General features: G+C 71.1%; 20 protein-coding genes. 5 read left to right on the top strand and 15 right to left on the bottom strand.

Features of this window, described 5'->3' with window-relative positions:
* Positions 1–49: 49 nt before the first annotated feature.
* The gene (locus ABZU52_RS12760; protein ID WP_354971197.1) at positions 50–724 is read left to right on the top strand and encodes a permease prefix domain 1-containing protein; all 675 of its coding nucleotides are present in this window, start codon (positions 50–52) and stop codon (positions 722–724) included.
* A gap of 20 nt (positions 725–744) precedes the next feature.
* Here the strand turns inward: ABZU52_RS12760 and ABZU52_RS12755 are convergent, their stop codons facing one another.
* Positions 745–1,083 (bottom strand): helix-turn-helix transcriptional regulator, encoded by a 339-nt coding sequence (locus ABZU52_RS12755; RefSeq protein WP_091394524.1) that lies wholly within the window; start codon positions 1,081–1,083, stop codon positions 745–747.
* Between the two features lie 159 nt (positions 1,084–1,242).
* Between ABZU52_RS12755 and ABZU52_RS12750 the strand changes: the two genes are divergently transcribed.
* Entirely contained in the window at positions 1,243–2,202 is a 960-nt protein-coding gene (locus ABZU52_RS12750) for a DNA primase (protein ID WP_354971196.1), read from the top strand.
* Between the two features lie 39 nt (positions 2,203–2,241).
* Positions 2,242–4,707, top strand: a complete 2,466-nt coding sequence (locus ABZU52_RS12745; RefSeq protein ID WP_354971228.1) for a transposase — start codon at positions 2,242–2,244, stop codon at positions 4,705–4,707.
* Between the two features lie 253 nt (positions 4,708–4,960).
* On the opposite strand, the gene ABZU52_RS12740 is transcribed toward ABZU52_RS12745, so the two are convergent.
* The 4 genes from ABZU52_RS12740 to ABZU52_RS12725 form a co-directional block, all read right to left on the bottom strand.
* Entirely contained in the window at positions 4,961–5,554 is a 594-nt protein-coding gene (locus ABZU52_RS12740) for an ATP/GTP-binding protein (RefSeq protein ID WP_139581860.1), read from the bottom strand.
* A gap of 1 nt (position 5,555) precedes the next feature.
* Positions 5,556–5,933: a DUF742 domain-containing protein gene (locus tag ABZU52_RS12735; protein ID WP_091397239.1), complete on the bottom strand. Its 378-nt coding sequence runs from the start codon at positions 5,931–5,933 to the stop codon at positions 5,556–5,558.
* A gap of 98 nt (positions 5,934–6,031) precedes the next feature.
* Entirely contained in the window at positions 6,032–6,436 is a 405-nt protein-coding gene (locus tag ABZU52_RS12730; protein ID WP_030329023.1) for a roadblock/LC7 domain-containing protein, read from the bottom strand.
* A complete protein-coding gene (locus ABZU52_RS12725) occupies positions 6,433–10,101 on the bottom strand; it encodes a nitrate- and nitrite sensing domain-containing protein (protein WP_354971195.1) in 3,669 nt (1,222 codons plus the stop codon). The genes ABZU52_RS12730 and ABZU52_RS12725 overlap by 4 nt, the downstream gene beginning before the upstream one ends.
* Before the next feature lie 502 nt (positions 10,102–10,603).
* Between ABZU52_RS12725 and ABZU52_RS12720 the strand changes: the two genes are divergently transcribed.
* The gene (locus tag ABZU52_RS12720) at positions 10,604–10,897 is read left to right on the top strand and encodes a hypothetical protein (RefSeq protein ID WP_238410792.1); all 294 of its coding nucleotides are present in this window, start codon (positions 10,604–10,606) and stop codon (positions 10,895–10,897) included.
* 2 nt (positions 10,898–10,899) lie between these two features.
* Here the strand turns inward: ABZU52_RS12720 and ABZU52_RS12715 are convergent, their stop codons facing one another.
* A complete protein-coding gene (locus ABZU52_RS12715; protein ID WP_354971194.1) occupies positions 10,900–11,973 on the bottom strand; it encodes an adenosine deaminase in 1,074 nt (357 codons plus the stop codon).
* Positions 11,974–12,070: 97 nt separating this feature from the next.
* Here ABZU52_RS12715 and ABZU52_RS12710 point away from each other — a divergent pair, with 97 nt between their 5' ends.
* Positions 12,071–13,096: a putative RNA methyltransferase gene (locus ABZU52_RS12710; RefSeq protein ID WP_354971227.1), complete on the top strand. Its 1,026-nt coding sequence runs from the start codon at positions 12,071–12,073 to the stop codon at positions 13,094–13,096.
* 2 nt (positions 13,097–13,098) lie between these two features.
* Here the strand turns inward: ABZU52_RS12710 and ABZU52_RS12705 are convergent, their stop codons facing one another.
* The 9 genes from ABZU52_RS12705 to ABZU52_RS12665 form a co-directional block, all read right to left on the bottom strand.
* Positions 13,099–13,779, bottom strand: a complete 681-nt coding sequence (locus ABZU52_RS12705; RefSeq protein WP_238648993.1) for a DUF4272 domain-containing protein — start codon at positions 13,777–13,779, stop codon at positions 13,099–13,101.
* Positions 13,780–13,889: 110 nt separating this feature from the next.
* A complete protein-coding gene (locus tag ABZU52_RS12700) occupies positions 13,890–15,170 on the bottom strand; it encodes a thymidine phosphorylase (RefSeq protein WP_354971193.1) in 1,281 nt (426 codons plus the stop codon).
* Positions 15,171–15,315: 145 nt separating this feature from the next.
* Positions 15,316–16,020 (bottom strand): cytidine deaminase, encoded by a 705-nt coding sequence (locus tag ABZU52_RS12695; RefSeq protein ID WP_354971192.1) that lies wholly within the window; start codon positions 16,018–16,020, stop codon positions 15,316–15,318.
* Positions 16,021–16,165: 145 nt separating this feature from the next.
* Positions 16,166–17,446 carry an ABC transporter permease gene (locus tag ABZU52_RS12690; RefSeq protein WP_354971191.1) on the bottom strand — a complete coding sequence of 427 codons (1,281 nt, stop codon included), beginning with the start codon at positions 17,444–17,446 and terminating at the stop codon, positions 16,166–16,168.
* A 3-nt stretch (positions 17,447–17,449) separates the two neighbouring features.
* Complete coding sequence (locus ABZU52_RS12685) at positions 17,450–18,811, bottom strand: ABC transporter permease (protein ID WP_354971190.1); 1,362 nt, start codon at positions 18,809–18,811, stop codon at positions 17,450–17,452.
* Between the two features lie 76 nt (positions 18,812–18,887).
* On the bottom strand, positions 18,888–20,459 hold the full coding sequence (locus tag ABZU52_RS12680; protein WP_354971226.1) for an ABC transporter ATP-binding protein: 1,572 nt from the start codon (positions 20,457–20,459) through the stop codon (positions 18,888–18,890).
* 253 nt (positions 20,460–20,712) lie between these two features.
* A complete protein-coding gene (locus ABZU52_RS12675; protein WP_354971225.1) occupies positions 20,713–21,780 on the bottom strand; it encodes a BMP family ABC transporter substrate-binding protein in 1,068 nt (355 codons plus the stop codon).
* A 278-nt stretch (positions 21,781–22,058) separates the two neighbouring features.
* Positions 22,059–22,400: a hypothetical protein gene (locus ABZU52_RS12670; protein ID WP_354971189.1), complete on the bottom strand. Its 342-nt coding sequence runs from the start codon at positions 22,398–22,400 to the stop codon at positions 22,059–22,061.
* 69 nt (positions 22,401–22,469) lie between these two features.
* A complete protein-coding gene (locus ABZU52_RS12665) occupies positions 22,470–23,840 on the bottom strand; it encodes a hypothetical protein (RefSeq protein WP_354971188.1) in 1,371 nt (456 codons plus the stop codon).

Below are 23,840 nucleotides of genomic sequence, written 5' to 3'. Positions count from 1 at the left end.
AGGGTTCTCCCGGACGTCGACCCGTCGGAGTCCATGGCAGTGTGGTGCCATGGCGCGCGCTGAGGATGTGTTGGTCGACGAGCACCTGCGGGAGCTGGCCGCTCGGTTGCGGGGGCCGGCGCGACTCAAGTCCGGCCTGTTGACCGAGGCCCGGCACGGGCTGTTGGACGCCGTCGAGGCGTACCGCGAGAGCGGGGTGCCGCCCACCGAGGCGCAGCGCCGGGCGGTGGTCGAGTTCGGCTCACCGGCGCAGCTGCTCCCCTCCTGGCAGGCCGAGCTGGCGGTGGCCGCCCTGCGCGGGCTCTCCCTGCGGATGCTGGCTGTCGCCGGGGTGGGGGTGGCCGCCGGCGATCTGACCTGGCGCGGGGCGAGCTGGAGCGACGGCCCCCGTCCGCCGGCCGGCTACCTGCTGCTCTCCAACTCGGTCGACTGGATCTGGATGAGCACGCTGCTGCTCGCGGTGGTCGGTCTGCTGGTGGTCTGGGCCAGCGCCCGTTCGCCCCGACCGGGCCTGGCCCTGATGCAACGCGCGGTGGGCGCCGGCCTGACCGGCCTGCTGGCTCTCGCCATGCTGACCGGCTGCGCCCTCTTCGCCTGGTCACTCGATCTCTGGGACGCGGCGCTGTACTGGCCCCCGATGATCATCGGGACGGTGTTGGTGGGTGGCGGCTACTTCTCGCTGACCCGTGCGGCGCGCGGCTGGCTGCTGGCCACCGCCCGCTGAGCGGCGCCAGACCGGGAGGGTCAGGCCGGGGTGGGCGGGCTGCCGGGGTCGAGGAACCGGCCGACGGTCAGTTGGAACTCGCGCCAACCGGCGCGCTCCCCGGCCAGCGCCCGCCGGCCGGAGTCGGTGAGCTGGTACGTCCGCCGTTCCCGGCCGCTGACAGTGCTCCAGGTGCTCGCCACGTGGCCGGCGCGTTCCAGCCGACGGAGCGCCGGATAGATGGTGCCGGTGGGTAGGTCCAGACTGCCGTCACTGCGGGCACGCAGCGCCTCGATGATCGCGTAGCCGTGCAGCGCGCCCTGTTCGAGCACGGCGAGCAGCAGAGCGTCGAGGTGGCCGTGCAGCGCCTGGGCCTTCATGCGTAGCTACGCTACTTGTCGAACGACCGCTTCGCCAGCGGTGACCACCAGCAGGTCGGGCCCGTGCGCCAACGGGCCTCGGGGTGCGGGCATCGGTCACCCAGGGCCGCCGACTAGGGTATGTGCCCAGAGTCACTCGCCGGTCAGAGACCCCGGTGGGTGGGCAACCCGAAGCACACGGAGGTCAGCGTGGCCCGCCAGTCGCCCCAACGGCCCGACGCCGACGAGCCCGAGCTCGACGACACCACCGGCGCCGCCGAGCCAGATGAGACCGAGGAGACCGACCGCCCGTCGGCGTCGATCGACCGCTCACTCTGGGACGAGGTGCGCATCGACCCGGTGGAGATCGCGCTGCCCGCCGGCACCGGCTTCACCCTCCGGGCGTACCGGCCGGCCAGCTCGCTGACCCCGACCGACGTGACCGAGCGCGACCAGGACGACCCGTTCCTCGCCCGCCGTCAGGCGATCGAAGAGGAGGAGGACGACGAGACCGTCGTCATCCTCGACGAGGAGCTGGCCGAGGAGTTCGCCGCCGAGGACGAGGACGAGGAGTCGACCCGTCGCCGCCGTGACGGTGCCGCCGCCGACACCGACGACGAGTCGGAGGAGGCCGTCGCGGACGAGGCGGACGACGAGGAGGTGCCGGTCTTCCTCAGCCACCGGGGCAGGCTGCTGCTCTTCAAGACCCCCGAATCGCTTGTCAGTTTCATCCGATCCGGTGCGCCCAATGATCTGTCCCAACTGGACAGCTGGAATGAATTGTCCGAACGGGTGGAGCCGGCAGATATCGCTCCGCTCGACGAGGACACCTACGAGCTCGACCTGGTCGTGGAGAACCTGCGCGGCGGGCACGACACGTGGGATTCCACCCTGCTGATCGAGGCAGGTGAGGTCGCGCGTGACCTCTCGTACGCATTGCGGCTGCCTGCGGTACTCGACATGCTCTCCGCCGGCTCCAGTCTCGACGACCTGGACGAGGCGTTGCGGGCCACCTCCAACGGTGGGATCGGCGCGTTCATGGGTCGACGACGGCTGAAGAAGATCGGTGCGCAGACCGCGAGTTTGGGTTGGCGGACCATTGTCGGCAAGATCTCTGCGGTGGTGGACTGGCGCGACTGACCCGTACCGGGGAGCATCAGTTGCTGGCAGAGGAAAGACCTGTCCCGGGAGGAGGACGACGCCGTGGCGCTCGTGCGCGTTTACTGCGGTCTGGCCTCGGCGGATCCGGCTGACCGACCGGCCTCCGCCGGTTCGACGCTGACGTCCGCTGTGGTCGACGACGCAGGCCGTCTGCTGCATGTCTACGAGATCAGCGATGACGCCGCTGGCTACGCCCAGCTCGTCGCGCTGCTCGTGGAGCGGTCGGGCGGGCCGAGCGGTGCGGCCATCGCCGCCGACAGCGACGACCACACGGTCACCTCGCTGCTGAGCGCGGCGGGGCGACCCCTGGCGATCGCTGACGACGACTCGGTGGACGACTTCGCCGAACGGTTCGCCGACGACGACTCCCTTGAGGAGATGCAGTCGCCTCCGGCCGAACGACGGGCGGTTGGCCTCGCCCGCGCGTTGCAGGCGGGTGCGCTCTCCGCCGTCACCCTGCCGGCACCCCGGGATCTCGCCGGCTACAAGCAGGTGCTCTCCGCGCACGCCGCGCTGGCCAGCGGTCGACACTCCGCCGCCGTGGCGCTGCGCGAGGTGCTGCGGGAGCTCTACCCGGCGGCCCTGCGCGCCTACCCGGACCCGGCCGAGCCGGTCTCCCTGGCGGTGCTGGACGCGCTGCCCGAGCCGGGCATGCTCGGCGGCACCGTGGCCCGGGGTCGCGAGGTGTCGGTCGCGGCTGATGCCATTGCCGCGCATCTCGCCGCGGACGGGGTCGCCGACGCCGAGGAGATCAACGAAGCGGTCACCGCGCTGCGGGTCGCCATCTCCGAGACACCGCGACGCGCTGCGGTCAATCGGGCGCTCACGTCCGCGGTGGCGGAGACGGTCCGTCAGGCCGTCGCCTCCGTACGGGCCTGCGACGCTGGGTGTGAGGCGCTGGTCAGCGCGCTCAGCTCTCGGGTCAGCTCGCCGGTCCAGGCGCCCGGCCGCCGGGCCGCCGCCCGCCGTGGCGAGTCCGTCGGTGAGCTGACCGGCCTGGCCGGCACCAACGCCGGGTTGACCGGCCTGGCCGGCACCAACGCCGGGTTGCGGTCGGTTCGACCCACCCCGCCGGCCGTCGACCCGGCACCCTCCGGTGGGCGGCGCAGTCGTCCCGAGCCGGTCCCCGGTGCCGCGCCGCTGGCGTCGCCCCGCCCGCTCGGGCCACCGCCGGTCGCACCCGCGCCGGTCACGCCGCCGCCGGTCGCACCCACGCCGATGACTCCGGCGGCGATGGCTGGTCCGCCCGCGTCCACGCTGCCCAGTCGAAGCGAGCCGCTGCCCAGCCGGATCGACGGTCCGACCAACCGGCCGGTCTCCGCACCGCCGCCTCCGCCGCCCGGGATCACCCCGATCGCGCCGGCCCAGCGCGGCATGGTTCCTCCGGCCGAGGCCGGTGAGCCGTTCCGGCCGACGCTGACCACCGCCGCGATCAACAACGCGCGGGCCGAACGGCAACGGACGGTCATTCCGCCCCGGCCCAAGACCAACGGCGAGCCCCGGCCGAGCCACCTGCAACGTCCGGTCGTCGAGCCACCCACCGGCGGGTTCAGCGCCACCGATCTCAGCATTCCGGTGCCGACCCCCCGGCCCGGTCAGGAGACCGCGCCACCCGGCTCCCGGGCCAACTGGCCGCTGGTCAACAACCCGGAGGACCCGTCCGACAGCTCACCGAACAACCCGGTGGCCTACTCGTACGGCGGCAGCCGCGGTGTCGACGCCCCGACCGACCCGGGTCGGGCCGACGGTCGGGTCACCCCGCCGTGGTTGGCGGACGACCTGCCCCCGGAGCCACCGATGCTGCGGCTGGTGGAGCCGCCGCCGCTGGCCGACCGGGCGCTGCGCGAGGGGCTCAACCCTCCCGCGGACCAGCACCTGGAGACGCCGCCGCTGCGCCTGGTCGACCGCGAGCAGGCCGCTCGCAACGGTCGGGCGGCCGCCCGCACCGAGCGTGCCGCCGAGCACCGGCCGCCGCCCCCGGTCGAGCACCGTCCACCGCCGATGGAGCACCGGCCGCCGCCGATGGAGCACCGGCCGCCGCCGGTCGCCGACGAGGGCGACGGCGATCTGCTGATCTTCGCGCAGGCCAAGTCGGCCTGGTTCGTCGGGCAGCCCGAGGAGTCCGATCTGGACTGGTCGACCACTGCCGACACCGGCTGGCAGGCCGCGGAGCAGGCCGCTCGCCCGGCGGTGGGTGCGGAAACCAACGCCGGGTTGCCGAAGCGCGTACCGCAGGCCAACCTGGTGCCGGGTTCCCCACTGCGCGAGGAGCGCCCATTGCGGATAGTGCGTGATGCGGCGAGCCTCGCGGAGAACACGACCGGCTACTTCCGGGGCTGGCGCCGCGGCCAGGAGATCGGCGGTTTCGCGGTAGGTGGTCGGCCCGGTCGCGAGGCGGCCGGTGGCTGGGACTTCAGCCGCGACCACGGGGACCGCGACGACGACCGGGAGTACGAGTACCGCTCGGCGGGCTACCAGTCCTGATCCCTGTGCATACGTGAGAGCGCCCTCAGTCAGCTGACTGGGGGCGCTCTCACGTATGCCGGAGAACCCCGGACACGACAACGCCGCCTCTCCGCGATCCTGACAGCCACCGCCCCCGGGGTGCAGGGGCGGACAGCTTCCACGATCGTGCAGAAGGCGGCGTAGCGGACGCGCTGGCACCACGGGGCGCAGCGGGCAGGGTGTTACGCCCGGTGGCGGCCGGAGCCACCACCGGGGCGTACAGCGTCCCGGATCAGGCCGGGGCGACGGCGCGCGTACGGCGCATGGTCAGCACGTACTCGACCAGCGAGATCAGCACGTGCTTCGTCGACTCCCGGTTACGGGCGTCGCAGGCCACCACCGGCACGTCGCTCGAGATCGCCAAGGCGTCCCGGACGTCCTGCGGGTCGTGGTACTGCATTCCGTCGAAGCAGTTGATCGCCACCAGGTATGGCAGGCGTCGGTGCTCGAAGAAGTCGATCGCCGCGAAGCAGTCGGCCAGCCGGCGAGTGTCCACCAGCACGACCGCGCCGATCGCACCCCGCACCAGTTCGTCCCACATGAACCAGAAACGGGTCTGACCTGGCGTACCGAACAGGTACAGGATCAGGTCACGGTCGATCGAGATCCGGCCGAAGTCCATGGCCACCGTGGTCGTCGTCTTGCCCGGCACCTGCCGGGTGTCGTCGACGCCCACGCCAGCGGAGGTCATGATGGCCTCGGTGGTCAGCGGCGTGATCTCCGAGACCGAGCCGACCAGCGTCGTCTTACCGACGCCGAATCCACCGGCGATAACGATCTTCGCCGACGTCACGCGGCCGCCCGGGTTCGGCGGGCGGTGCGACATGTCAGAGCCTGCGAAGTCCACTCAGCACCCTCTCCAGCAGTTCAGTGCCCACCGCGTCGTCGGAGTCGTCCAAAATGGTCGGCTCGTGGACCGCGACCAGGCCGTCCGTCGCCATGTCGGCGATGAGCACCCGGGCCACACCGAGCGGGAGCTGCATCCGCGCCGCGATCTCTGCGAGCGATTGCACGCGTCCGTCACACAGCGCGGCGATGTACTGGTGTTCGCGGCCCTGGCCGCCGTTGCCATTGGCAAGGGCCCGGCCGCGCACCGTCGTCTCGACGAGCGCCTCCAGCGCGATGTCGAGCCGGGGACGGGTGCGACCGCGGGTCACGGCGTATGGACGGACCAACGCTCCGGTTGGTTCGTCACGATCGGCCATCTCGCCGCTCACCTCCCTCGCACCCGTTACCGGCTCCCACCGGTGAAACCCGTCGTTGTCGTTGTTGCATTCGTGCCGACCTCACGATCGGCGAGACGTCAGCCCAGCATGCCCGCAGCCGCACGCGGCTGCGGGGTCAGCGCGTCGCCGACCCGGTCGACCAGCAGCGCCATCTCGTAGCCAACCTGGCCCACGTCGGAGCTGCGGGCGGCCAGCACGGCGAAGGACGAGCCGTCCGAGATGGACATCAGGAACAGGAAGCCATTGTCCATCTCCACGACCGTCTGCAACACCGCGCCTCCCTCGAAGCAGCGGGCTGCCCCCTGGGTCAGGCTGACCAGACCCGATGAGATCGCGGCGAGCTGGTCTGCCCGGTCACGCGGCAGATCCCGTGACGACGCGAGGAGTAGGCCGTCCGCCGACACGGCGACCGCATGCGCGACGCCGGGCACCCGGTCGGCGAAGTTGGCCAGTAGCCAACCAAGATCCTGCGTAGTTGTCATCCTTCTTGCTCCTTCTGCCCGCTCCCGGCCACCGGGCCTGAGCCAGACTGCGAGGATTGCCCTCCCGGAGTCGCCTCCGGGCTGGTCGGGTTGTCCGAGGTGCTACGCCCTCGCTGCACGCCCCGGTGGTAGGCGGAGAGCAGGCCACGGACCGCCTCCGGGGAGCGCCGCTGGACCGAGGTGGTGGGCTTCTCCACCGCGCCGGGCACCAGCTGCGCCATCGGCTTGCGTTTCGGCAGACCGGTCGTCGTGGTCTCGCTCACCGGCGCCGCGCCGGCCGCCGCGGAGGCAGCACGCCAGCCGTCGTCGGCAGCGGTCTGCCAGCCGTTGCTCTGCGGTTGGGGCCGGCGGTTCGGCAGGCTCTCGGCGAGGCTGGGGCGTGTGCCCTCGTTCGCTGTGGAGCCGTTGTCCCGCGGCGCTCCTCCGACCGTCGGAGTGTCTGCCATCGGTGTGTTACCTGTCGTCCCGGGTGGTGTCTTGTGGACGGCCCGACCGGTGGCCTCGACCGTGGCGAACTGCTGGGTCGCGGAGTCGCCGTTCGTCGCTGGCTGGGCACCGGCCGCGGTCTCCTCGGAGCCCGGGCGACGGGTACGGAACCAGGCCGACTCGAGCTCCCGGAAGATCGGCAGCTCCATCGTCTCGTCCGCGTACCGCTGGCGGTTCTGCGCCTGCGGCTGCTGCGGCGCCGGCCGAGTCTGTGCAGCCGGAGCCGGAGTCGGAGCTGCTGCCGGAGTCGGAGCTGCTGCCGAGGTCGGCGCTGGGGTCGGGGGCTGGGCCGGGGCCGGCTGCTCGCCGGGTCGCGGCACCCGCGGCAGCTCCGTCGTCATGTCCAGCGCAGCGGCGAGCCGCTCGGGCACCGGCGGGGTGGCCGTGTCCCGGTCGCTACCCGGCACCGGCGGCCAGGCCGGCGGTGCCGGCGTGCTGGCTGCCTGCGCGGGCGGGGCCGACCGGGGCGCGAAGCCGCTGAACGACTGGCCGGAGGCCGGCGGCGCCGAGTACGGCTGACCCGAGTACGGCTGACCGGACGCCGGCGAGGCCGACACCGGGGACGCCGAGAACGGCGGACCGGCGTACGGCTGCCCGGAGGCCGGTGCGGCGGACACCGGCGCGCCGCCGTATGGCGCACCCGAGTAGGGCTGCCCGGAGTAGGGCTGGCCGGAGTAGGGCTGGCCGGAGTAGGGCTGGCCGGAGGCCGGCGAGGCGGAGACCGGCGCGCCGGAGTAGGGCTGCGCGGAGACCGGCGGCGCCGAGTACGGGTGCTCGGGGCTGCTCGGCAGCTGACGCGGAATGGACGGCTGCTGGCCGGTGGTCGGGGTCTCGTCCCCGGCCCGGCGCTGCGGCAGCGGGTCCGTCTCCTGGCCGTTGGCCGACCGGGGGGTGAACCCGTCGCCGCCGTTGACGCCGTTCGTCCCGGCCGCGCCGGTCAGATCGGACCAGGCCGGCATCGACCGGTACGCACCGCCGTTGGCGGGGGTGCCGGCACCGTTGCGCGACGCGGGCTCGAACGGACGACCGCCAAGGGTGACCTGGTTGCCGGACTCGCTCGGGCGAGGGCCGTTGCTCAGCGCGGGCAGCGCGCCGAAGACCGGCGCGGGCCCACCGGACTGCGGACCACCGAACTGCGGGGCACCGGCCGCCGGCAGCGCCGGCGGCTGCTGCACACGGCCGGAGAGCGCCCGGGGCACCAGCACCGAGGTGGGCAGGGTCACGTCGGCGACCGTGCCGCGTTCGTTGCCGGGGCGCAGCTCGACCCGAACACCGTGCCGGGACGCCAGCCGGGCGACCACGACCAGGCCCATCATCCGGGACACGGCCACGTCCACCTGCGGCGGCGTCGCGAGCCGCTCGTTGAGGTCGTGCAGCTGCTCGGCGCTGATGCCGATGCCGCGGTCCTCGACGTACAGCGAGGAGCGGTCACCGACCCGGCGAGCCTCGACCATGACCTGCGAGTCGGGCGGGGAGAACGCGGTGGCGTTGTCGAACAGCTCCGCGACGAGGTGCACCAGGTCGTTGACCGCGTGCGCGGCGACCTCGATGTCGCGGTCGATGACACCGAACTCGATCCGGGTGTAGTGCTCGACCTCGGACTGCGCGGCGCGCAGCACGTCGATGAGAGCGGCCGGCTCACGCTGCACACGGGTGGAGTCGGCGCCGGCGAGCACCAGCAGGTTCTCGTCGTTGCGGCGCATCCGGGTGGCCAGGTGGTCGAGCTGGAACAGCTCGGCCAGCCGGTCCGGGTCTTCTTCGCCGCGCTCCAGCCGGTCGAGGTGCCCGATCAGGCGGTCGACCAGAATCTGTGAACGGCGGGCCAGGTTGACGAACATGGTCGCGACGGAGGCGCGCAGTGCCGCCTGCTCAGCGGCGGTGCGGACGGCTTCCAGGTGGACGGCGTTGAACGCCTCGGTCACCTGGCCGAACTCGTCCTTGCTGCGCACCGGCAGCGGTTCGGCGATCTGGTTGGCCAGCTGCACCGGGGAGAGCTGCCCGACGACCTGCGGGTCGCGCAGTCGGGCCACCGCCTGCGGCAGGCCGTACTGGGCGACGGAGAGCGCGCCCTGGCGCAGCTCCCGCAGCGAACGGGCCATCGAGCGGGCGACCAGGTACGCGAAGAGGATGGCCAGCAGCAGCATGCTGAGCAGCAGGCCGGTCTCCAGGAAGACCTGGCGCTGGACGTCCGAGCGGAGGGTGTCGGCCTGGTTGACCACTTCGCCGTCGAGCTTGGTCTCGACGGTGCGGATCAGCTTGGCGTTCGCCGTCATGGCGGCTTCCCACTGGTCCGGGCCGAACGGCGCGCCGCGCATGTCGCCGGTGGTGTTGCCGTCGATCCAGCCGGTGTAGTTCTGTGCCTGCCGGCGGTCGCCGCCCGCGACCGTCTGGTCGTGGAACTTCGCGTCGTCGGGAGTGGCGACGGCCTTGAAGCTCTGCAGAGCCTGCTGCTGGCCGGTGTCACTGGCGACGTAGTCCCTGCGCAGTGCCGGGGTCAGGCGCTTTCCGCCCTTGACGCCCAGCGCGCGGTGCACCACGACCCGGCGTACGGCGAGGAACTCCTTCTCCCGGGCGACCGCCGCGGCGGCGCGCATCCGGTCGCTCAGCTGGTTGTCACCGGCGAGCTGCGTGGACGAGTCGCGGATGGCGAGCAGGTCGCTGATCAGACCCTCGTACGCCTGCACGGTCTCGGTGAGCGCGAGCTTTCCGTTGAACACCTGACTGCGGACGCCCGACAGGTCCTGAAGGTTCTGGTCGATGCCGTCGAGCAGACCCTCGAGGCTGCTCGGCAGGTCCTCGATCTCGGCCCGCTGCTGCCGGTAGGGGATCGCGTCCTGGTCCACCCGGGAGTTCACCCGGTTGTAGGCCTCCTGGTACTGCGCCGTCGGCTGTGTGCCGTCAGCGCCCAGCAGCAGCACGGCGGCGGTCCGCTCGTCCTGCAGGCTGTCGACCAGGTCACCCGAATAGCTCGACAGATTCGCCAGGTCGCCAGCTCGGTTGGCATTGTTGAGCGTCTCCACGTGGTCGATGAGACCACTGGTGCCCACGACGACCGTGGCGATGGTCGGCACGATCATGATGAGACCGAGCTTTGACCAGATCGGCATGTCCCGGAGCCGGCTGGCCGGCCGGCGCAGCCGCGACAGGAAGGAGCCCGCCGTCTTTGGCCGTTTGCTCACGTCACCGCCCTCGCGATTACAGCTTGAACGCGTTGCCCCGGGCAACGCCCAGCGACCGACCCGGCGGGTCGGACCCCCGAGATTCCATCACGCCGGTCGACAAGAAGAAAGCCCAGGTTGTCCCCGACCGAAGGTGTGATGAGATGTTGATGCGATTTGATAGCAGTCTGTCTGGCCGGAGTAACTGAAGGTAATGGAACATCCGCACCGAGTTGTCCTACTGGCCGGCCCCTCTGGGTCCGGAAAGTCGTACATAGCACAGCAAACCGGCTTGCCGGTGCTCTGCTTGGACGACTTCTACAAAGACGGCGATGACCCTACGTTGCCCAGACGAAACGGCCAGGTGGATTGGGAATCACCGCAGTCCTGGGACGCCCGCAGTGCGGTGGAAATCATTGCCCGACTTGCCCGCGAGGGTCGAGCCGATGTGCCGGTTTATGCGATCGGCGTCGATCGCCGGGTGGCCACCCGGCCATTTGATGTCGCCGGATCGCCACTTTTCGTGGCCGAAGGGATCTTCGCCGCCGAGATCGTTGAGGAGTGCCGCCGCCGTGGCCTGCTGGCCGGGGCGTACGCGCTGCGCCGCCCGCGTGGGGCGACCTTCCTGCGCCGGCTCGCCCGCGACCTGTCCGAGCAGCGCAAGGCGCCCCGGGTGCTGATTCGGCGCGGGGTGGCACTGCTGCGGGCCGAGCCCGCGGTGCTGCGTCGGCAGATGGGCCTGGGGGCGGAGGCGGCCCGGGCCCGGGAGGTGCTGCGCCGGGTGGCCGGCCTGCTCGCCGGCCACCCGCACGGCTGAACTCAGGCCAGCAACTTCGCGTACGCCGGCTTGATCACCTCATCGATGATCCGCAGCCGCTCGTCGAACGGGATGAAGGCGCTCTTCATCGCGTTGATGGTGAACCACTGCAACTCCTTCCAGCCGTAGCCGAACGTCTCCACCAGCAGCGACATCTCCCGCGACATCGAGGTGCCGCTCATCAGCCGGTTGTCGGTGTTGACCGTCACCCGGAAGCGCAGGTCCCGCAGCAGGCCGATCGGGTGGTCCGCTATCGAGTCCACCGCGCCGGTCTGCACGTTCGACGAGGGGCACAGCTCCAGCGGGATCCGCTTGTCCCGGACGTACGCGGCCAGCCGGCCGAGCGAGCCGTCGGGGGCGATGTCGTCGACGATCCGCACCCCGTGGCCGAGCCGGTCCGCCCCGCACCACTGGATGGCCTGCCAGATCGAGGGCAGACCGAACGCCTCGCCGGCGTGAATGGTGAAGTGGAAGTTCTCCCGCTGGAGGTACTCGAAGGCGTCCAGGTGCCGGGTGGGCGGGAAGCCTGCCTCGGCGCCGGCGATGTCGAAGCCGACCACCCCGGCGTCCCGGTGCCGTACCGCCAGCTCGGCGATCTCCTGTGACCGGGCGGCGTGCCGCATCGCGGTGAGCAGGGTGCCCACCCGGATGGTCAGGCCCGCCTCGACCGCCTGCGCGGTGCCCTCGGCGAACCCGGCCAACACCGCCTCGACCACCTCGTCCAGGCTCAGGTCCCGTTCCAGATGCTGCTCCGGGGCGAAGCGCACCTCGGCGTAGACCACCCCGTCGGCGGCCAGGTCGAGTGCGCACTCCCGGGCCACCCGACGCAGCGCGGGCGCGGTCTGCATGACCCCCACGGTGTGCGCGAACGTTTCGAGGTAGCGCTCCAGGGAACCGGAGTCCGCCGCGTCCGCGAACCAGCGTCCGAGCGCCTCCGGGTCGGTGGTGGGCAGTTCGTGGCCCACCTCGGCGGCCAGGTCGACGATCGTCGCCGGCCGCAGCCCGCCGTCGAGGTGGTCGTGCAGCAGCGCCTTCGGGACCTTGACGATGTCCTCGTACCGGATAGTTGCGACCATGCTCAGACCCTAGTCAGCCAGCTCAGGCCCGCCGAGCCAGGCCACTAGGCTCGACGACATGGAAGCGTTCCGGGGGTTGGACAGGCCGCAGCCCGGTATGGACCCCCGGGTCCTCGACCGGATGCGCTGCCCGGTCTGCGGCGACCCGCTTCAGCAGGCCACCGACACGAGGGCGCTGCGCTGCCCACGCCGGCACAGCTTCGACATCGCGCGCCAGGGCTACGTCAACCTGCTCACCGGTCGGGCCCCGCACGTCGGCGACACAGCCGAAATGATCGCGGCCCGCGCGGACTTCCAGGCCGCCGGGCACTACGACGTCATCTCGGCCGCCCTCGCCGCTGCCGCGACAGACGCTGTCAGCCGTCTCGGCGTGACAGACCCCCCGCACCCAGCACCTAACCCGCCCACCCTTTGCTCTGCACCCGCCGAGGCGACGGCCTCCCAGCCGAGCCGTCGCCTCGAAGGGTGCAGAGCAAAGGACCCAACAGCAGAGGTACGGGTCGAGCCCTCGCCGCCCGACATCGAGCCACCGGCGCCCGACGTCGGGGCGTACCCCCTGGTGGTGGATGCCGGCGCCGGGACGGGCCGGTACCTCGGCGCGGTGCTGGCGGCGCTGCCGGCGGCCGTGGGTCTGGCCCTGGACGTGTCCAAGCCGGCCCTGCGCCGCGCGGCCCGCGCGCATCCCCGAGCCGCCGCCGCGCTCGCCGACACCTGGCGGCGCCTGCCGCTCGCGGACGCCTCGACCGCCGTGCTGCTGAACGTCTTCGCCCCGCGCAACGGCCCGGAGTTCCACCGGGTGCTCGACCCGGCCGGCACGTTGCTGGTGGTCACCCCCACCGCCGACCACCTCGCCGAACTGGTGGACGCCCTGGACCTGCTCCGGGTCGACCCGGACAAGGCCGACCGGGTGACCGGCAGCCTGGGCGGGCACTTCACCCCGGTCAGCTCGGCCGTGCACCGGGCGGAGCTGGTGCTGACCCGCCCGGAGGTCGCCACACTGGTCGGGATGGGCCCCAGCGCCTGGCACACCGACCCGGACTCGCTCGCCACCCGGCTGGCCGCGCTGCCCGAACCGGTCCGGGTCACCGTGGCGGTCCGGCTCGACGTCCTGCGACCTCGCTGACCTCAGGTGGAGAGGTCGACCTCTTCCCAGCCGGGCGGTTCGTCGTGGTACGGCCCGCGCAGGATCACCGCCCACTCCAGCGCCCAACGCCGCTGCCCGATCGCGTTCGCGTCCACCAGACCCGGCGCCCGCCGGCCGTCGCGCTCGGTCTCCAGGTACGCCCAGTCCAAGCAGTAGTGCAGGTCGAGCAGGGCGGCCGCGTCGGCCGGGTGCTGCGGCGCCGTGAGGATCCGCGAGCGCCAGTGCGGGAAGGTCTCCCCCTCGGCGATGTGCGGCAGCCGCTCGACCAGCCGCTCGTCGACGGCCAGCGTCGGGTCGAGCTGCTTGCTCAGCCCGAGCACCCAGGCCAACGCGAAGAGCGCGTCGTGGTGCAGCACGAACGACCGGTGGTCGCCCTTGCCGCCCATCACGAACTGCCACTCCGGCGGGGTGACCATCTCGACCAGGTGCGAACCGAGCAGCCAGCTCATCGCCGCCTGCGGAGGCATCCCGAAGCAGCGGGCCAGGATCAGGTGCAGCACCGCGATCCGCGCCTCGATCTCCGCGGTCGGGCGCAGGTCGATCTGATCACCCGGCTCCCAGACGAGGGGAAACTGCGCCGGCGGCAACGGCAGGCCCAGCCGGGACAGCTCGTCCAGGCTCGCCTCACGCACCTCACGAGGGTCGGGGGCAGCAACGGTCACGGCGGATCTTCCTGTCTGCTCGCGCCGGCGCAAGGCCGGTTGTCCCCCCTTGGCCTGCGACAATAGCGCTCCCGGGTGACCGGCACCACGCCAGGGCGACAGCGGATCGATCAGCCGATACGTTCGATGACCAACGACGTCGCCGCCGGGGCCGTCGACGCGATCCGCACCGCGTCGGCAGCCTCGGTCAGCGCGGCCGGAATCCGCGTCGCGTCCTCGGCTCGCAGCTCGTAGAGCGGGTCACCGGCCCGCACCTCGTCCCCCGGCCGCTTGTGCAGCACCACACCGGCCGGCACGCTGACCGGGTCCTCCTTGCGCGCCCGACCCGCGCCGAGCCGCCACGCCGCAACCCCCATGGCGTACGCGTCGACGGCCGCGACGTAGCCGTCCCGGTCCGCGCGGACCACCTCCACCTCGGCGGCCACCGGCATCGGCGCGTCCGGGTCGCCGCCCTGCGCCCGGACCATCGCCCGCCAGGAGTCCATGGCCCGGCCGTCGCGCAGCGCCGCCGCCGGATCGGCGTCCGGCAGACCGGCCGCGTCGAGCATCTCCCGGGCCAGCGCGAGGGTCAGCTCGACCACGTCGGCGGGCCCACCGCCGGCCAGCACCTCGACCGACTCGGTCACCTCGACCGCGTTGCCGATGGCCAGGCCGAGCGGGGTGGACATGTCGGTGAGCAGGGCGACCGTCCGTACGCCGTGCGCGCCGCCCAGCTCGACCATGGTGCGCGCCAACTCGCGGGCCTGGTCGACGGACTTCATGAAGGCGCCCGAGCCGACCTTGACGTCGAGCACCAGCGCACCGGTCCCCTCGGCGATCTTCTTGCTCATGATCGAGCTGGCGATCAGCGGGATCGCCTCCACGGTGCCGGTCACGTCGCGCAACGCGTACAGCTTGCGGTCTGCGGGGGCGAGCCCGGCACCGGCCGCGCAGATCACCGCACCGACCTGGTCCAGCTGGGCGATGAACTCGTCGTTGCTCACCGTGGCCCGCCAGCCCGGGATGGACTCCAACTTGTCCAGCGTGCCGCCGGTGTGCCCGAGACCCCGGCCGCTGAGCTGCGGTACGGCCGCGCCACACGCCGCCACCAGCGGGGTGAGCGGCAGAGTGATCTTGTCGCCGACGCCGCCGGTGGAGTGCTTGTCGACGGTGGGCCGGCGCACCGCCGACAGGTCCAGCCGCTCACCGCTGGCGATCATCGCGGCGGTCCACCGGGCGATCTCCGGCCCGGTCATGCCGTTGAGCAGGATCGCCATCGCCAGCGCGGACATCTGCTCGTCGGCGACAACCCCCCGGGTGTACGCGTCAACCACCCAGTCGATCTGCGCGTCCGACAGCACTCCCCCGTCCCGCTTGACCCGAATAACGTCAACAGCAGCAAAACCACTCATCAAATGATCTTTCTTAGTCGGATGGTGGCACCGACGCACGTTCGGTGACCACGACGGGGGCGGGGCCGACCGTGCCCGGCGGAGGGATCAAGCCTGACCGCCCGGAGCCGGGCACGGTCGGCCCCGCCCCCCGGACAGCAACCACTCAAGACCAACGCACCGGGATCTCAGCCGGCGGCTCACCCTCACCAGCCCAGAAGATGGTGCCGGTGGCGTCCACCACGACCACACGCGGTGTCCGGGCCAGGCCCCAGGTGATCGCCTCGGCCGGGTCGTCCCAGCTCGGCGCCTCCTCCAGCACCCCGGTCTCGGCGCCGGCGTCGTCTCCGGCCGACCGCTCCCAGTACGCGGTCCAGACCTGCTGACCGGCGGACATGTCCGGGTGCACGAAGACGGTGCCGCGCCCGCGCCAGGCGGCCAGTCGTTCCGGGACCACCGGCACCGGCGTCTCCCCGGTGACGGCCTCCAGGTCCTCCACGCCGAAGGCGTGCGGCAGCAGCTCGGCCATCCGCAGTGGCCGGGGCTTGCTCTCGATCAGGCAGTCCGGCCCGCCGTGCTCCCAGAGCAGCTGCCGACACCGGCCGCACGGCATCAACGGCTCACCTGTCGCGTCGACGCAGGAGAGCGCGACGAGCCGACCGCCACCGGTGGCGTGCAGGCTGGACACGACCCCGCACTCGGCGCAGAGCGTCACCCCGTACGCGGCGTTCTCCACGTTGCAGCCGACCACCACCCGGCCGTCGTCGACCAGCGCGGCCGCGCCGACCGGGAACGTCGAGTACGGCGCGTACGCGTGCCGCATCGCCTCGGTGGCGGCGGCGCGCAGCCGCGCCCAGTCAATGTCGGTCATGCCGCCATTCTGCCCAAGCAGCCCAGGTCAAAAGCGGGCAGGGGCGGCTGTGCGCCGTGATCAAGTGATGAGAAGTAGGCCAGGAACGGTCCCGGCACCTACTTTTCATCACTTGATCACGGTGGGAACAGGCACGCCCCGGAGGTCAGCCCTTGATGTACGGCTTACCGTCGGCGGCCGGTGCCCGGACCCGACCGACCAGCCCGGCGACGGCCAGAATGGTCGCCAGGTAGGGCAGCATGGCCAGGAACTGGCTGGGGATGGAGCTGCTGATCGCGCCCAGGTAGGTGGCGAGCTGATCGGCGAAGCCGAAGAAGAGCGCGGCGAGCAGCGCGCCGGTCGGGTTCCACCGCCCGAAGATCAGCGCGGCCAGGGCGATGAAGCCCTTACCGCCGATCATGTTCTTGGTGAACGAGTAGAGCGCCAAAGTGTAGGACGCCCCGCCGATGCCGGCGACCACGCCGGCCAGCAGCACGTTGCGGTAGCGGACCCGGAGCACCTTGACACCGAGCGTGTCGGCGGCGATCGGGTGCTCGCCGACCGAGCGGGTCCGCAGCCCCCACCGGGTGCGGAACAGCCCGATGTGAATCACCAGCACCAGGAGCAGCCCGAGGTAGAGGAAAATGTTGCCGCGGAACAACGCCGGCCCGAGTACCGGGATGTCCTTCAGCAGTGGGATCTCCCAGTTGCTGAAGCGGGGCGCGCTGTTGTACTTCTCGGCGTTGGTCTGCATCAGCCGCTCGTAGAGGAAGCCGGTGACGCCGACCGCCAGCAGGTTCAGCACGATGCCCATGACGACCTGGTCGACCAGGTAGCGGATGGCGAAGACGGCGAGCAGCAGCGAGATGAACGCACCGCCGATGGCGGCGGCGACCAGGCCCACCCAGACGCTGCCGGAGATGCTGCCGAACAGCGCGCCGCTGAACGCGCCCATCAGCAGCTGGCCCTCGATGGCCACGTTGACCACGCCGGAGCGTTCGCAGAGCACACCGGCGAGCGCGCCGAAGATCAGCGGCAGGGCCAGGATGAAGGTGCCCCGGATGATGTTGACCAGCGGCATGAAGTTCTGCCCGGCCGGCGCGGCGGAGACCTGCCAACAGAGGAACGACAGCACGAAGCCGACGAGCCCGACGCCGAGCACGGCGAGGAACCACCGCTTCGGCACCCCGGCGAGCAGCGCCGCACCGGCGGCGATCGTGATGATCCCGAACAGGATCGCCCCGATCGTGCCGTTGATCTCCAATGCGGCACCGGCCGCGTCGTCGCTGAGCGTGAACCGGGCCTGCTGGTCGGTGGCGAGCGCGCCGAAGAGCACCGCGGACAGCAGGCCGAACCCCAGCAGGGTGAGGCCGACCTTGCGGCTACGGGTCCAGAAGCCCTCGTCGACCGGGGCGACGGCGATGTCGGGGACAGCCATGGTGGACATGAGTTACCAGCCCTTCGCCAGGCTCGTCTGCAACCGGGCGGCGCGGGCGGCCCGGAGCTGGAAGATCGCCTTCACCAGGGCCGGCGCGGCGATGAAGATGACGATCAACGCTTGGAGCACGGTCACCAGCTCCAGCGAGATCCCGGAGTACGACTGCATCCGGTTACCACCGGCCTGCAGCGCCCCGAACAGCAGCGCGGCGAGCAACACACCCCAGGGCTTCACCCGCCCCAGCAGTGCCACCAGGATGCCGTCGAAGCCGATCTGCGCGACGACCAGCGGGGTCAGCGCGCTGGCGGTGGAGCCGAGCACCATGTTCGAGCCGCCGAGGCCGGCCAGGATGCCGGCGAAGACCATGATCAGGATGTACGTCCGGGTGACGCTGATGCCGGCGGTCCGGGCGGCGTCCGGGTTGGCGCCAACCGCTCGCAGCTCGAAGCCGAGCGTCGAGCGGTTGAGCAGCCAGGCGACCGCCCAGGTGGCCAGCACGGCGAGCACGATGCCGGCGTGCACCCGCAGGTTGTCGCCGAGCAGTCGGGGCAGCTGGGCGGAGCTGTCCACCGCCTTGCTGATCGCGTCGGTACGGGTCGGGTCCTGCACGCCGTTCTGCACGATCAACCAGGTGAGGAAGTACGTGGCGACGTAGTTGAGCATGATCGTGTTGATCACCTCGTGCGCGCCGGCACGGGCCTTGAGGATGCCGGGGATGAAACCCCAGATCGCTCCACCCAGCGCGCCGGCCAGCACCGCCACCAGCAGGTGCAGGCCGGGCGGCAGCGGCAGCAGGAAGCCGGCCAGCGCCGCCATGATCACGCCGATGGTTGCCTGGCCCTGGGCGCCGATGTTGAACAGGCCGCCACGGAAGGCCAACGCCACCGACAGACCGGTGAAGACCAGCGGCGCCGCGTAGGTGAGCGTCTCCGAGATCGGTGCGAGCACAGCCTGCCAACCACCGGTGCCGTTCAGCCAGGCCGCGAACGCCTCGGGGTCGAAGATCGAGCCCTTGAACAGGTTCGCGTACGCCTCGCTGACGAGCGTCCAGCTGGAGTTGATCGCGTCGGACGGGCGGGAGGTGATGTACGAGTAGGTGGAGAGCACCGCCGGATCAGAAATGATCATCAGCACCGCGCCGACCACGATCGCCAGCACCAACGACATCAGGGTCACCGTGAAGGTGTTGGCCGCCCAGAGGTTGTCCAGGAACAACCGGCCCAGGCTCGGCTTCGGCTCCGGGCCCGGCTTCGAGCGGTCCGGCTCGGTCGCCAGCTCTGCGCGTTCGGTGTTGCCGAGCGCGTTCTGCGCGGCCTGCGCCTCGCTCGCCGGCTCCTTGTCAGGCGAGCCGGACTGCGGATTGGGGTTGGTCATGCCGTCACTCCGCTTCGCTGCGTGACGCCATGAGGCACCAACCCCCGGTAACGATGATTCGCTCGCTGGCGCTCGCTCATTCCTTGTCCTCGCTCGCGGAGCCTGCGTCGCTCGCCGGGCTCCCGTCTGCCACGCCGGAATTGTCCGCGGGGTCTGCCGGGGGCTTGTCGCCGCCGGGCGCCGCGGTGGCGTCGTGGGCCGCGTCCGGGCTGACGCCGGCCATCAGCAGGCCGATCTCCTCACGCGGGGTGTCCGGGCCGACGATGCCGATGATGCGACCGCGGTACATGACCGCGATCCGGTCGGCCAGGCCGATCACCTCGTCGAGTTCGCTGGAGACCACCATGACGGCGGTGCCGACGTCCCGTTCGTGGATGATCTGGCTGTGGATGAACTCGATCGACCCGACGTCGACGCCCCGGGTCGGCTGAGCGGCGATGAGGAGCTTCAGCGGCCGGGACAGCTCCCGGGCCACGATCACCTTCTGCTGGTTGCCGCCGGAGAGGGTGCCCACCGCCGCGTCGGCCGATGAGGTACGGACGTCGAACTGCTCGATCCGCTCCTTCGCCGAGGCGGCGATCGCGTCCGGCTTCAGCGCGAGCCCGGCACCGAACGGCGGCCGGTCGTAGATGTCCAGCACCAGGTTCTCCGCGACGCTGAACTCCTTGACCAGGCCGTCCACGCTGCGGTCCTCGGGCACGTACCCGACGCCCGCCCGGAGCACCTTCTTGGGCTTCCAGCCGTCGATCCGGTCGCCGGCCAGGCTGACCGTGCCGGCGAGCACCGGGCGCAGGCCCATGATCGCCTCAATCAGCTCGGTCTGGCCGTTGCCCTGTACGCCCGCCACGCCGAGCACCTCGCCCGCGCGCACGGTCAGGTCGATGCCGTCGACCGCGCGGATCTGCCGGTCGTCGTCGACGACCAGACCGGCCACCTCCAACACCGGGTCGCCTGGCGTGGCCGGGGACTTGTCCACGGTGAGCCGGACGTTGCGCCCGACCATCAACGCGGCCAGTTCGTCCCGGCTGGCCTCCGGCGAGGCGGTGCCGACGGTCTTTCCGCGTCGGATCACGGTGATCCGGTCGGCGATGGCCTTGACCTCGCCGAGCTTGTGGGTGATGAAGACGATCGACTTGCCGGCCGCCTTGAGCGACCGCATGACCGTCAGCAACTCCTCGGTCTCCTGGGGGGTGAGCACCGCGGTCGGCTCGTCCAGGATGAGCAGGTCGACGTCGCGGGTGAGCGCCTTGACGATCTCGACTCGTTGCTGGATGCCGACCGGCAGGTCCTCGATCACCGCGTCCGGGTCGACCCGCAGGTTGTAGCGCTCGGACACCTCGGTGACCTCGCGCCGGGCCCGCCGCCGGTCCAGGAAGCCGGCGATCCCGCCCCGGACCTGCTCAGCGCCGAGCATGATGTTCTCGGCGACGGTGAAGACCGGCACCAGCATGAAGTGCTGGTGCACCATGCCGATCCCGGCCCCGATCGCGTCGGACGGGCCCTTCAGCTTCAGCGGCTCGCCGTCGACCAGGATCTCGCCCTCGTCGGGCTGGTAGAGCCCGTAGAGCACGTTCATCAGGGTCGACTTGCCGGCGCCGTTCTCGCCGAGGAGGGCGTGAATCTCTCCAGGCTCCACCGTCAGGTCGATGTGATCGTTGGCGACCAGATCACCGAACCGCTTGGTGATGCCGCGCAGTTCGAGTCTCAGCGCAACCTCCTGGAGTGCGAGCGATGGTGCAGCCTAGCTGCCATGGGAAACCAACCGGACCGGGCCGGCCGTCGTGGTGCGCGATCGGCCGCTCCGACCCCGCGGGGCACCCGCAGAGGCCGGAGCGGCCGATCGGTCGTACCTGTCCCCCGCCGATCCTCCCGATGATCTCACCGGAGGGGCCGGCCGGTTGTCACTTGGTCGGCTGGGCCGCTGAGGTGACGGTGATGGTGCCAGCGGCGACATCCGCCTTGATCTTGTCGACCTCGGCCTTCAGCTCGGCCGGAACCTTGCTGTCGAAGTCGTGGTACGGGGCGATCGAGACGCCGGTGTTGGCCAGGGTGCCGACGAAGCCCGGCTTGGCCTCCAGCTTCTCGCCACCGGCGGCCTTCACCACGGCCTCCTTGACGGCCTCCGGGATGTTCTTGACCACGGTGGTGATGATCGCCGAGCAGTCCGGGGTGCTCTCGCAGCCGTCGACGTCCACCCAGATGGTGCTGTACTTGCCGCCCGAGGCCTTGGCCGCGGCGGTGGTGCCGAGGCCGGAGCCGCCGGCGACCGGCATGATGATGTCCGCGCCCTGGGCGACCAGCGCGTCGGAGACCTTCTTGCCCTCGTCCTGCTTGGCGAAGTCGTTGGTGAAGGAGCCCTTCTGGGTCTCCTTGTTCCAACCCAGCGCCTGGACGTTCTTGCCCTTGGTGGTGTTGTAGTACTTCACACCGTCGACGAAGCCGTCCATGAAGATGGTCACCGGCGGGATCGGCAGACCACCGTAGGTGCCCACCTTGCCGCTCTTGCTCATCCCGGCGGCCAGGTAACCGGCCTGGAACGCGGCCTGGGCGGTGTCGAACTGCATCGGGTAGACGTTGGCGTCACCCGGGTTGGCGTCGACGATGCCGAACTGCTGGTTCGGGTTCGCCTTGGCGATCTTCGAGGTGGCGTTGGCCATCAGGCCACCGACGGCCAGGATGAAGTCGCACTTCTGGTTGACGTACTGCGTCAGGTTCGGCTCGTAGTCGGGCTCGGACTTCGACGCGACGTACTTGATGTCGATGTTGTCGTTGGCGGCCTTGGCCTCCTGCAGACCCTTCCAGGCCGAAGTGTTGAACGACTTGTCGTCGATGCCGCCGACGTCGGTCACCATGCAGGCGCTGAACTTCTTGGCGCCGCTGCCGGCGTTGTTGTCATCCTTGGGGGCCTCGCCACAAGCGGCGGCGGTGAGCGCAAGCCCACCCACCGCGATAATCGAGGCGATCCGCATCCCACGCACCGAGCGCAAGACGTCTCCTTCCCATCGCACACCGCGCAAAGTGCGGTGGCTGCCCATCAGCCGACCTGCGGTATGCCGCCGGCTGTCCCACGTTACGGACGGGAGCGTACGCCCGCGCCCACCCACCGGCCGACAATCGTGCACGACTGTTGAGCGCCTGTTACCCGGGTGTAACCCTTGCGTGGGGCACGTCACTCTTCGTGCTGGTAACCGAGCGCGAAGGCGTCCGCAACGTCCGTTTTCTGGAGGCGTTTTTCCCTCCCCGGACGTTACCGCCAAAAAACGGCGACCGCCGCGTTGACCAGGGTCAGACCGACGATGGCGAGGAAGTGACCGCGGTTGACCACGTCCCGCTTCCGAGAGAAGAAGACCATGACGAAGATCAGCAGCGCGATCACCAACTTCGTCACAAGTTTTGCCGGTGCCGGCTCGTCGCCGTCGCGCAGCGGCGCGGAGAGGCCCAGCCCGGTCAGCAACTGGATCACCGCGCCCCACAGCATGGCCGCGTTGATCCGCAGCCGGCCGCTGGTGTACTGAGCGATCGAGCCGCCGAGCAGCAGGGCGAACCCGATCAGATGGACGTAGAGAAGGATGAGTCTGAGAGCTTCCACGGTCGCCATCCTCCCCTATGAACGACGGATCGTAGTAGTGGGAACCGCCGGCGGGCGCAGATCAGCCGATCAAGCGGTCGCCGTGGGGGTGGAACCCGACAGGGCCGGCTCACCCGGCTGGTCGAGCAGCGGTTGCGGCTCCGCCCGGCTGTCACCGCCGAACGCGACGGCGACCCACCCGGCAAGACTCACCGCGGCCAGGAGCAGCACCGGCAGCGTCACCCGTTGCACCGAGGTCGCCAGCCACCACTGGATGTCGTTCGGGCCGGTGAGGTAGGTCACGATCAGAACGGCCAGGTAGTAGCCGTTGGCCGCCCACACCCAGCCGTCCGCCGCCAGCCCGGCGGCACGGCGTCGCCCGCTCAGGAACAGGGTGCCGAGCAGCGCCACCACCGCGGCGCCCACCAGCACGAGGCCAACCACGTCCCACAGCGCCGCGATGGTGAACTGCAACCGCTCCACCACATCCGCACCCTGGCCACCCGAACTGCCGTTGGTGATGTCCGACTGGGCATCCAGCAGGCGGGCCAGCACCGCCCAGGCACCTCCGGCCAGCACCGGCAGCCAGACCAGCGCGGCTCGCCGCAGGTCGGCGCGGGCCCGCACGGTGACCAGCACGGCGAGACCGGCGGCGGCGATCAGCCCCTCGTTCTTGGTGAGCGCCGCAACGGTCAGCAGCAGCAGCGGCAACAGCGGGCGGCGCAGCGGATCCGGACTGAGCAGCAGGGCCACCACCGCTCCCGCGAAGGCGGCGGACCAGAGCGCGTCGGCGAGCCCGCCGGTCACCGCGTACGGGACGTTCGACCAGGTTGCCAGGCCCACCGCGATGGCCAGCGCCCAGCCCACCCGCGCGGACACCCGACTCAGCGCCCGCCGGACCAGGTACACCAGCATCGCCACCGCGGAGACGGTGACCAGCGCGCCAACGAGCTGGGCGGTACGGAAGTCCGGTTCGACGACGCTCCACACGGCAGCGACGGGCGCGGAGGCCAGTGGCGGATAGTCGGTGTGCGAGAAGACGAAGGCGGGACTGCCGATCGTGGCCCGCGCGTACTCGCTTCCGTTGGCCAAGTAGCCGGCGTGCAGCCACCAGATGGAGTGCGCGTCCCAGCGCGAGGCCGGTTCGAAGATCATGAGGCAGGGCGGGAGCAGCGGCAGCGCGATCAACAGCGCGTGCGACCACCCCCCGTACCGCGCCGGCTCGCCGGGGCGGCGCGACAGCCACCAGGCGCAGGCCGCCCCGGCGGCCAGCACCACTGCGATCCAGAGCGGCAGCGGACCGCCGACGATCAGCATCAGGACCACCGCGACCGTGCTCAGCAGCGCCGCCACCAGGGGCGCGAGAAGCAGGGCGAGGAAGGGGCTGCGCAGTACCGCGAAGGCCAGCGGGAACCCGGCGGCGAGGAGGGCGAGTACGGCGAGAATCGCTGTGGGATCCAT

The sequence above is a fragment of the Micromonospora sp. NPDC005220 genome, assembly GCF_040607895.1.
In the GTDB taxonomy this organism is placed as follows: domain Bacteria; phylum Actinomycetota; class Actinomycetes; order Mycobacteriales; family Micromonosporaceae; genus Micromonospora.
Note: the sequence above shows the minus strand (reverse complement) of the source record. Positions and strands in the feature narration are given on the sequence as shown.

What these genes read in the sequence shown, in the direction of transcription:
- ABZU52_RS12710 (WP_354971227.1), top strand. Translation starts at nt 12,071, where the DNA reads ATGGACCCCCGGGTCCTCGACCGGATGCGCTGCCCGGTCTGCGGCGAC.
- ABZU52_RS12685 (WP_354971190.1), bottom strand. Translation starts at nt 18,811, where the DNA reads ATGACCAACCCCAATCCGCAGTCCGGCTCGCCTGACAAGGAGCCGGCG.
- ABZU52_RS12760 (WP_354971197.1), top strand. Translation starts at nt 50, where the DNA reads ATGGCGCGCGCTGAGGATGTGTTGGTCGACGAGCACCTGCGGGAGCTG.
- ABZU52_RS12730 (WP_030329023.1), bottom strand. Translation starts at nt 6,436, where the DNA reads ATGACAACTACGCAGGATCTTGGTTGGCTACTGGCCAACTTCGCCGAC.
- ABZU52_RS12755 (WP_091394524.1), bottom strand. Translation starts at nt 1,083, where the DNA reads ATGAAGGCCCAGGCGCTGCACGGCCACCTCGACGCTCTGCTGCTCGCC.
- ABZU52_RS12695 (WP_354971192.1), bottom strand. Translation starts at nt 16,020, where the DNA reads ATGACCGACATTGACTGGGCGCGGCTGCGCGCCGCCGCCACCGAGGCG.
- ABZU52_RS12735 (WP_091397239.1), bottom strand. Translation starts at nt 5,933, where the DNA reads ATGGCCGATCGTGACGAACCAACCGGAGCGTTGGTCCGTCCATACGCC.
- ABZU52_RS12700 (WP_354971193.1), bottom strand. Translation starts at nt 15,170, where the DNA reads ATGAGTGGTTTTGCTGCTGTTGACGTTATTCGGGTCAAGCGGGACGGG.
- ABZU52_RS12740 (WP_139581860.1), bottom strand. Translation starts at nt 5,554, where the DNA reads ATGTCGCACCGCCCGCCGAACCCGGGCGGCCGCGTGACGTCGGCGAAG.
- ABZU52_RS12690 (WP_354971191.1), bottom strand. Translation starts at nt 17,446, where the DNA reads ATGTCCACCATGGCTGTCCCCGACATCGCCGTCGCCCCGGTCGACGAG.
- ABZU52_RS12715 (WP_354971194.1), bottom strand. Translation starts at nt 11,973, where the DNA reads ATGGTCGCAACTATCCGGTACGAGGACATCGTCAAGGTCCCGAAGGCG.
- ABZU52_RS12675 (WP_354971225.1), bottom strand. Translation starts at nt 21,780, where the DNA reads ATGCGGATCGCCTCGATTATCGCGGTGGGTGGGCTTGCGCTCACCGCC.
- ABZU52_RS12665 (WP_354971188.1), bottom strand. Translation starts at nt 23,840, where the DNA reads ATGGATCCCACAGCGATTCTCGCCGTACTCGCCCTCCTCGCCGCCGGG.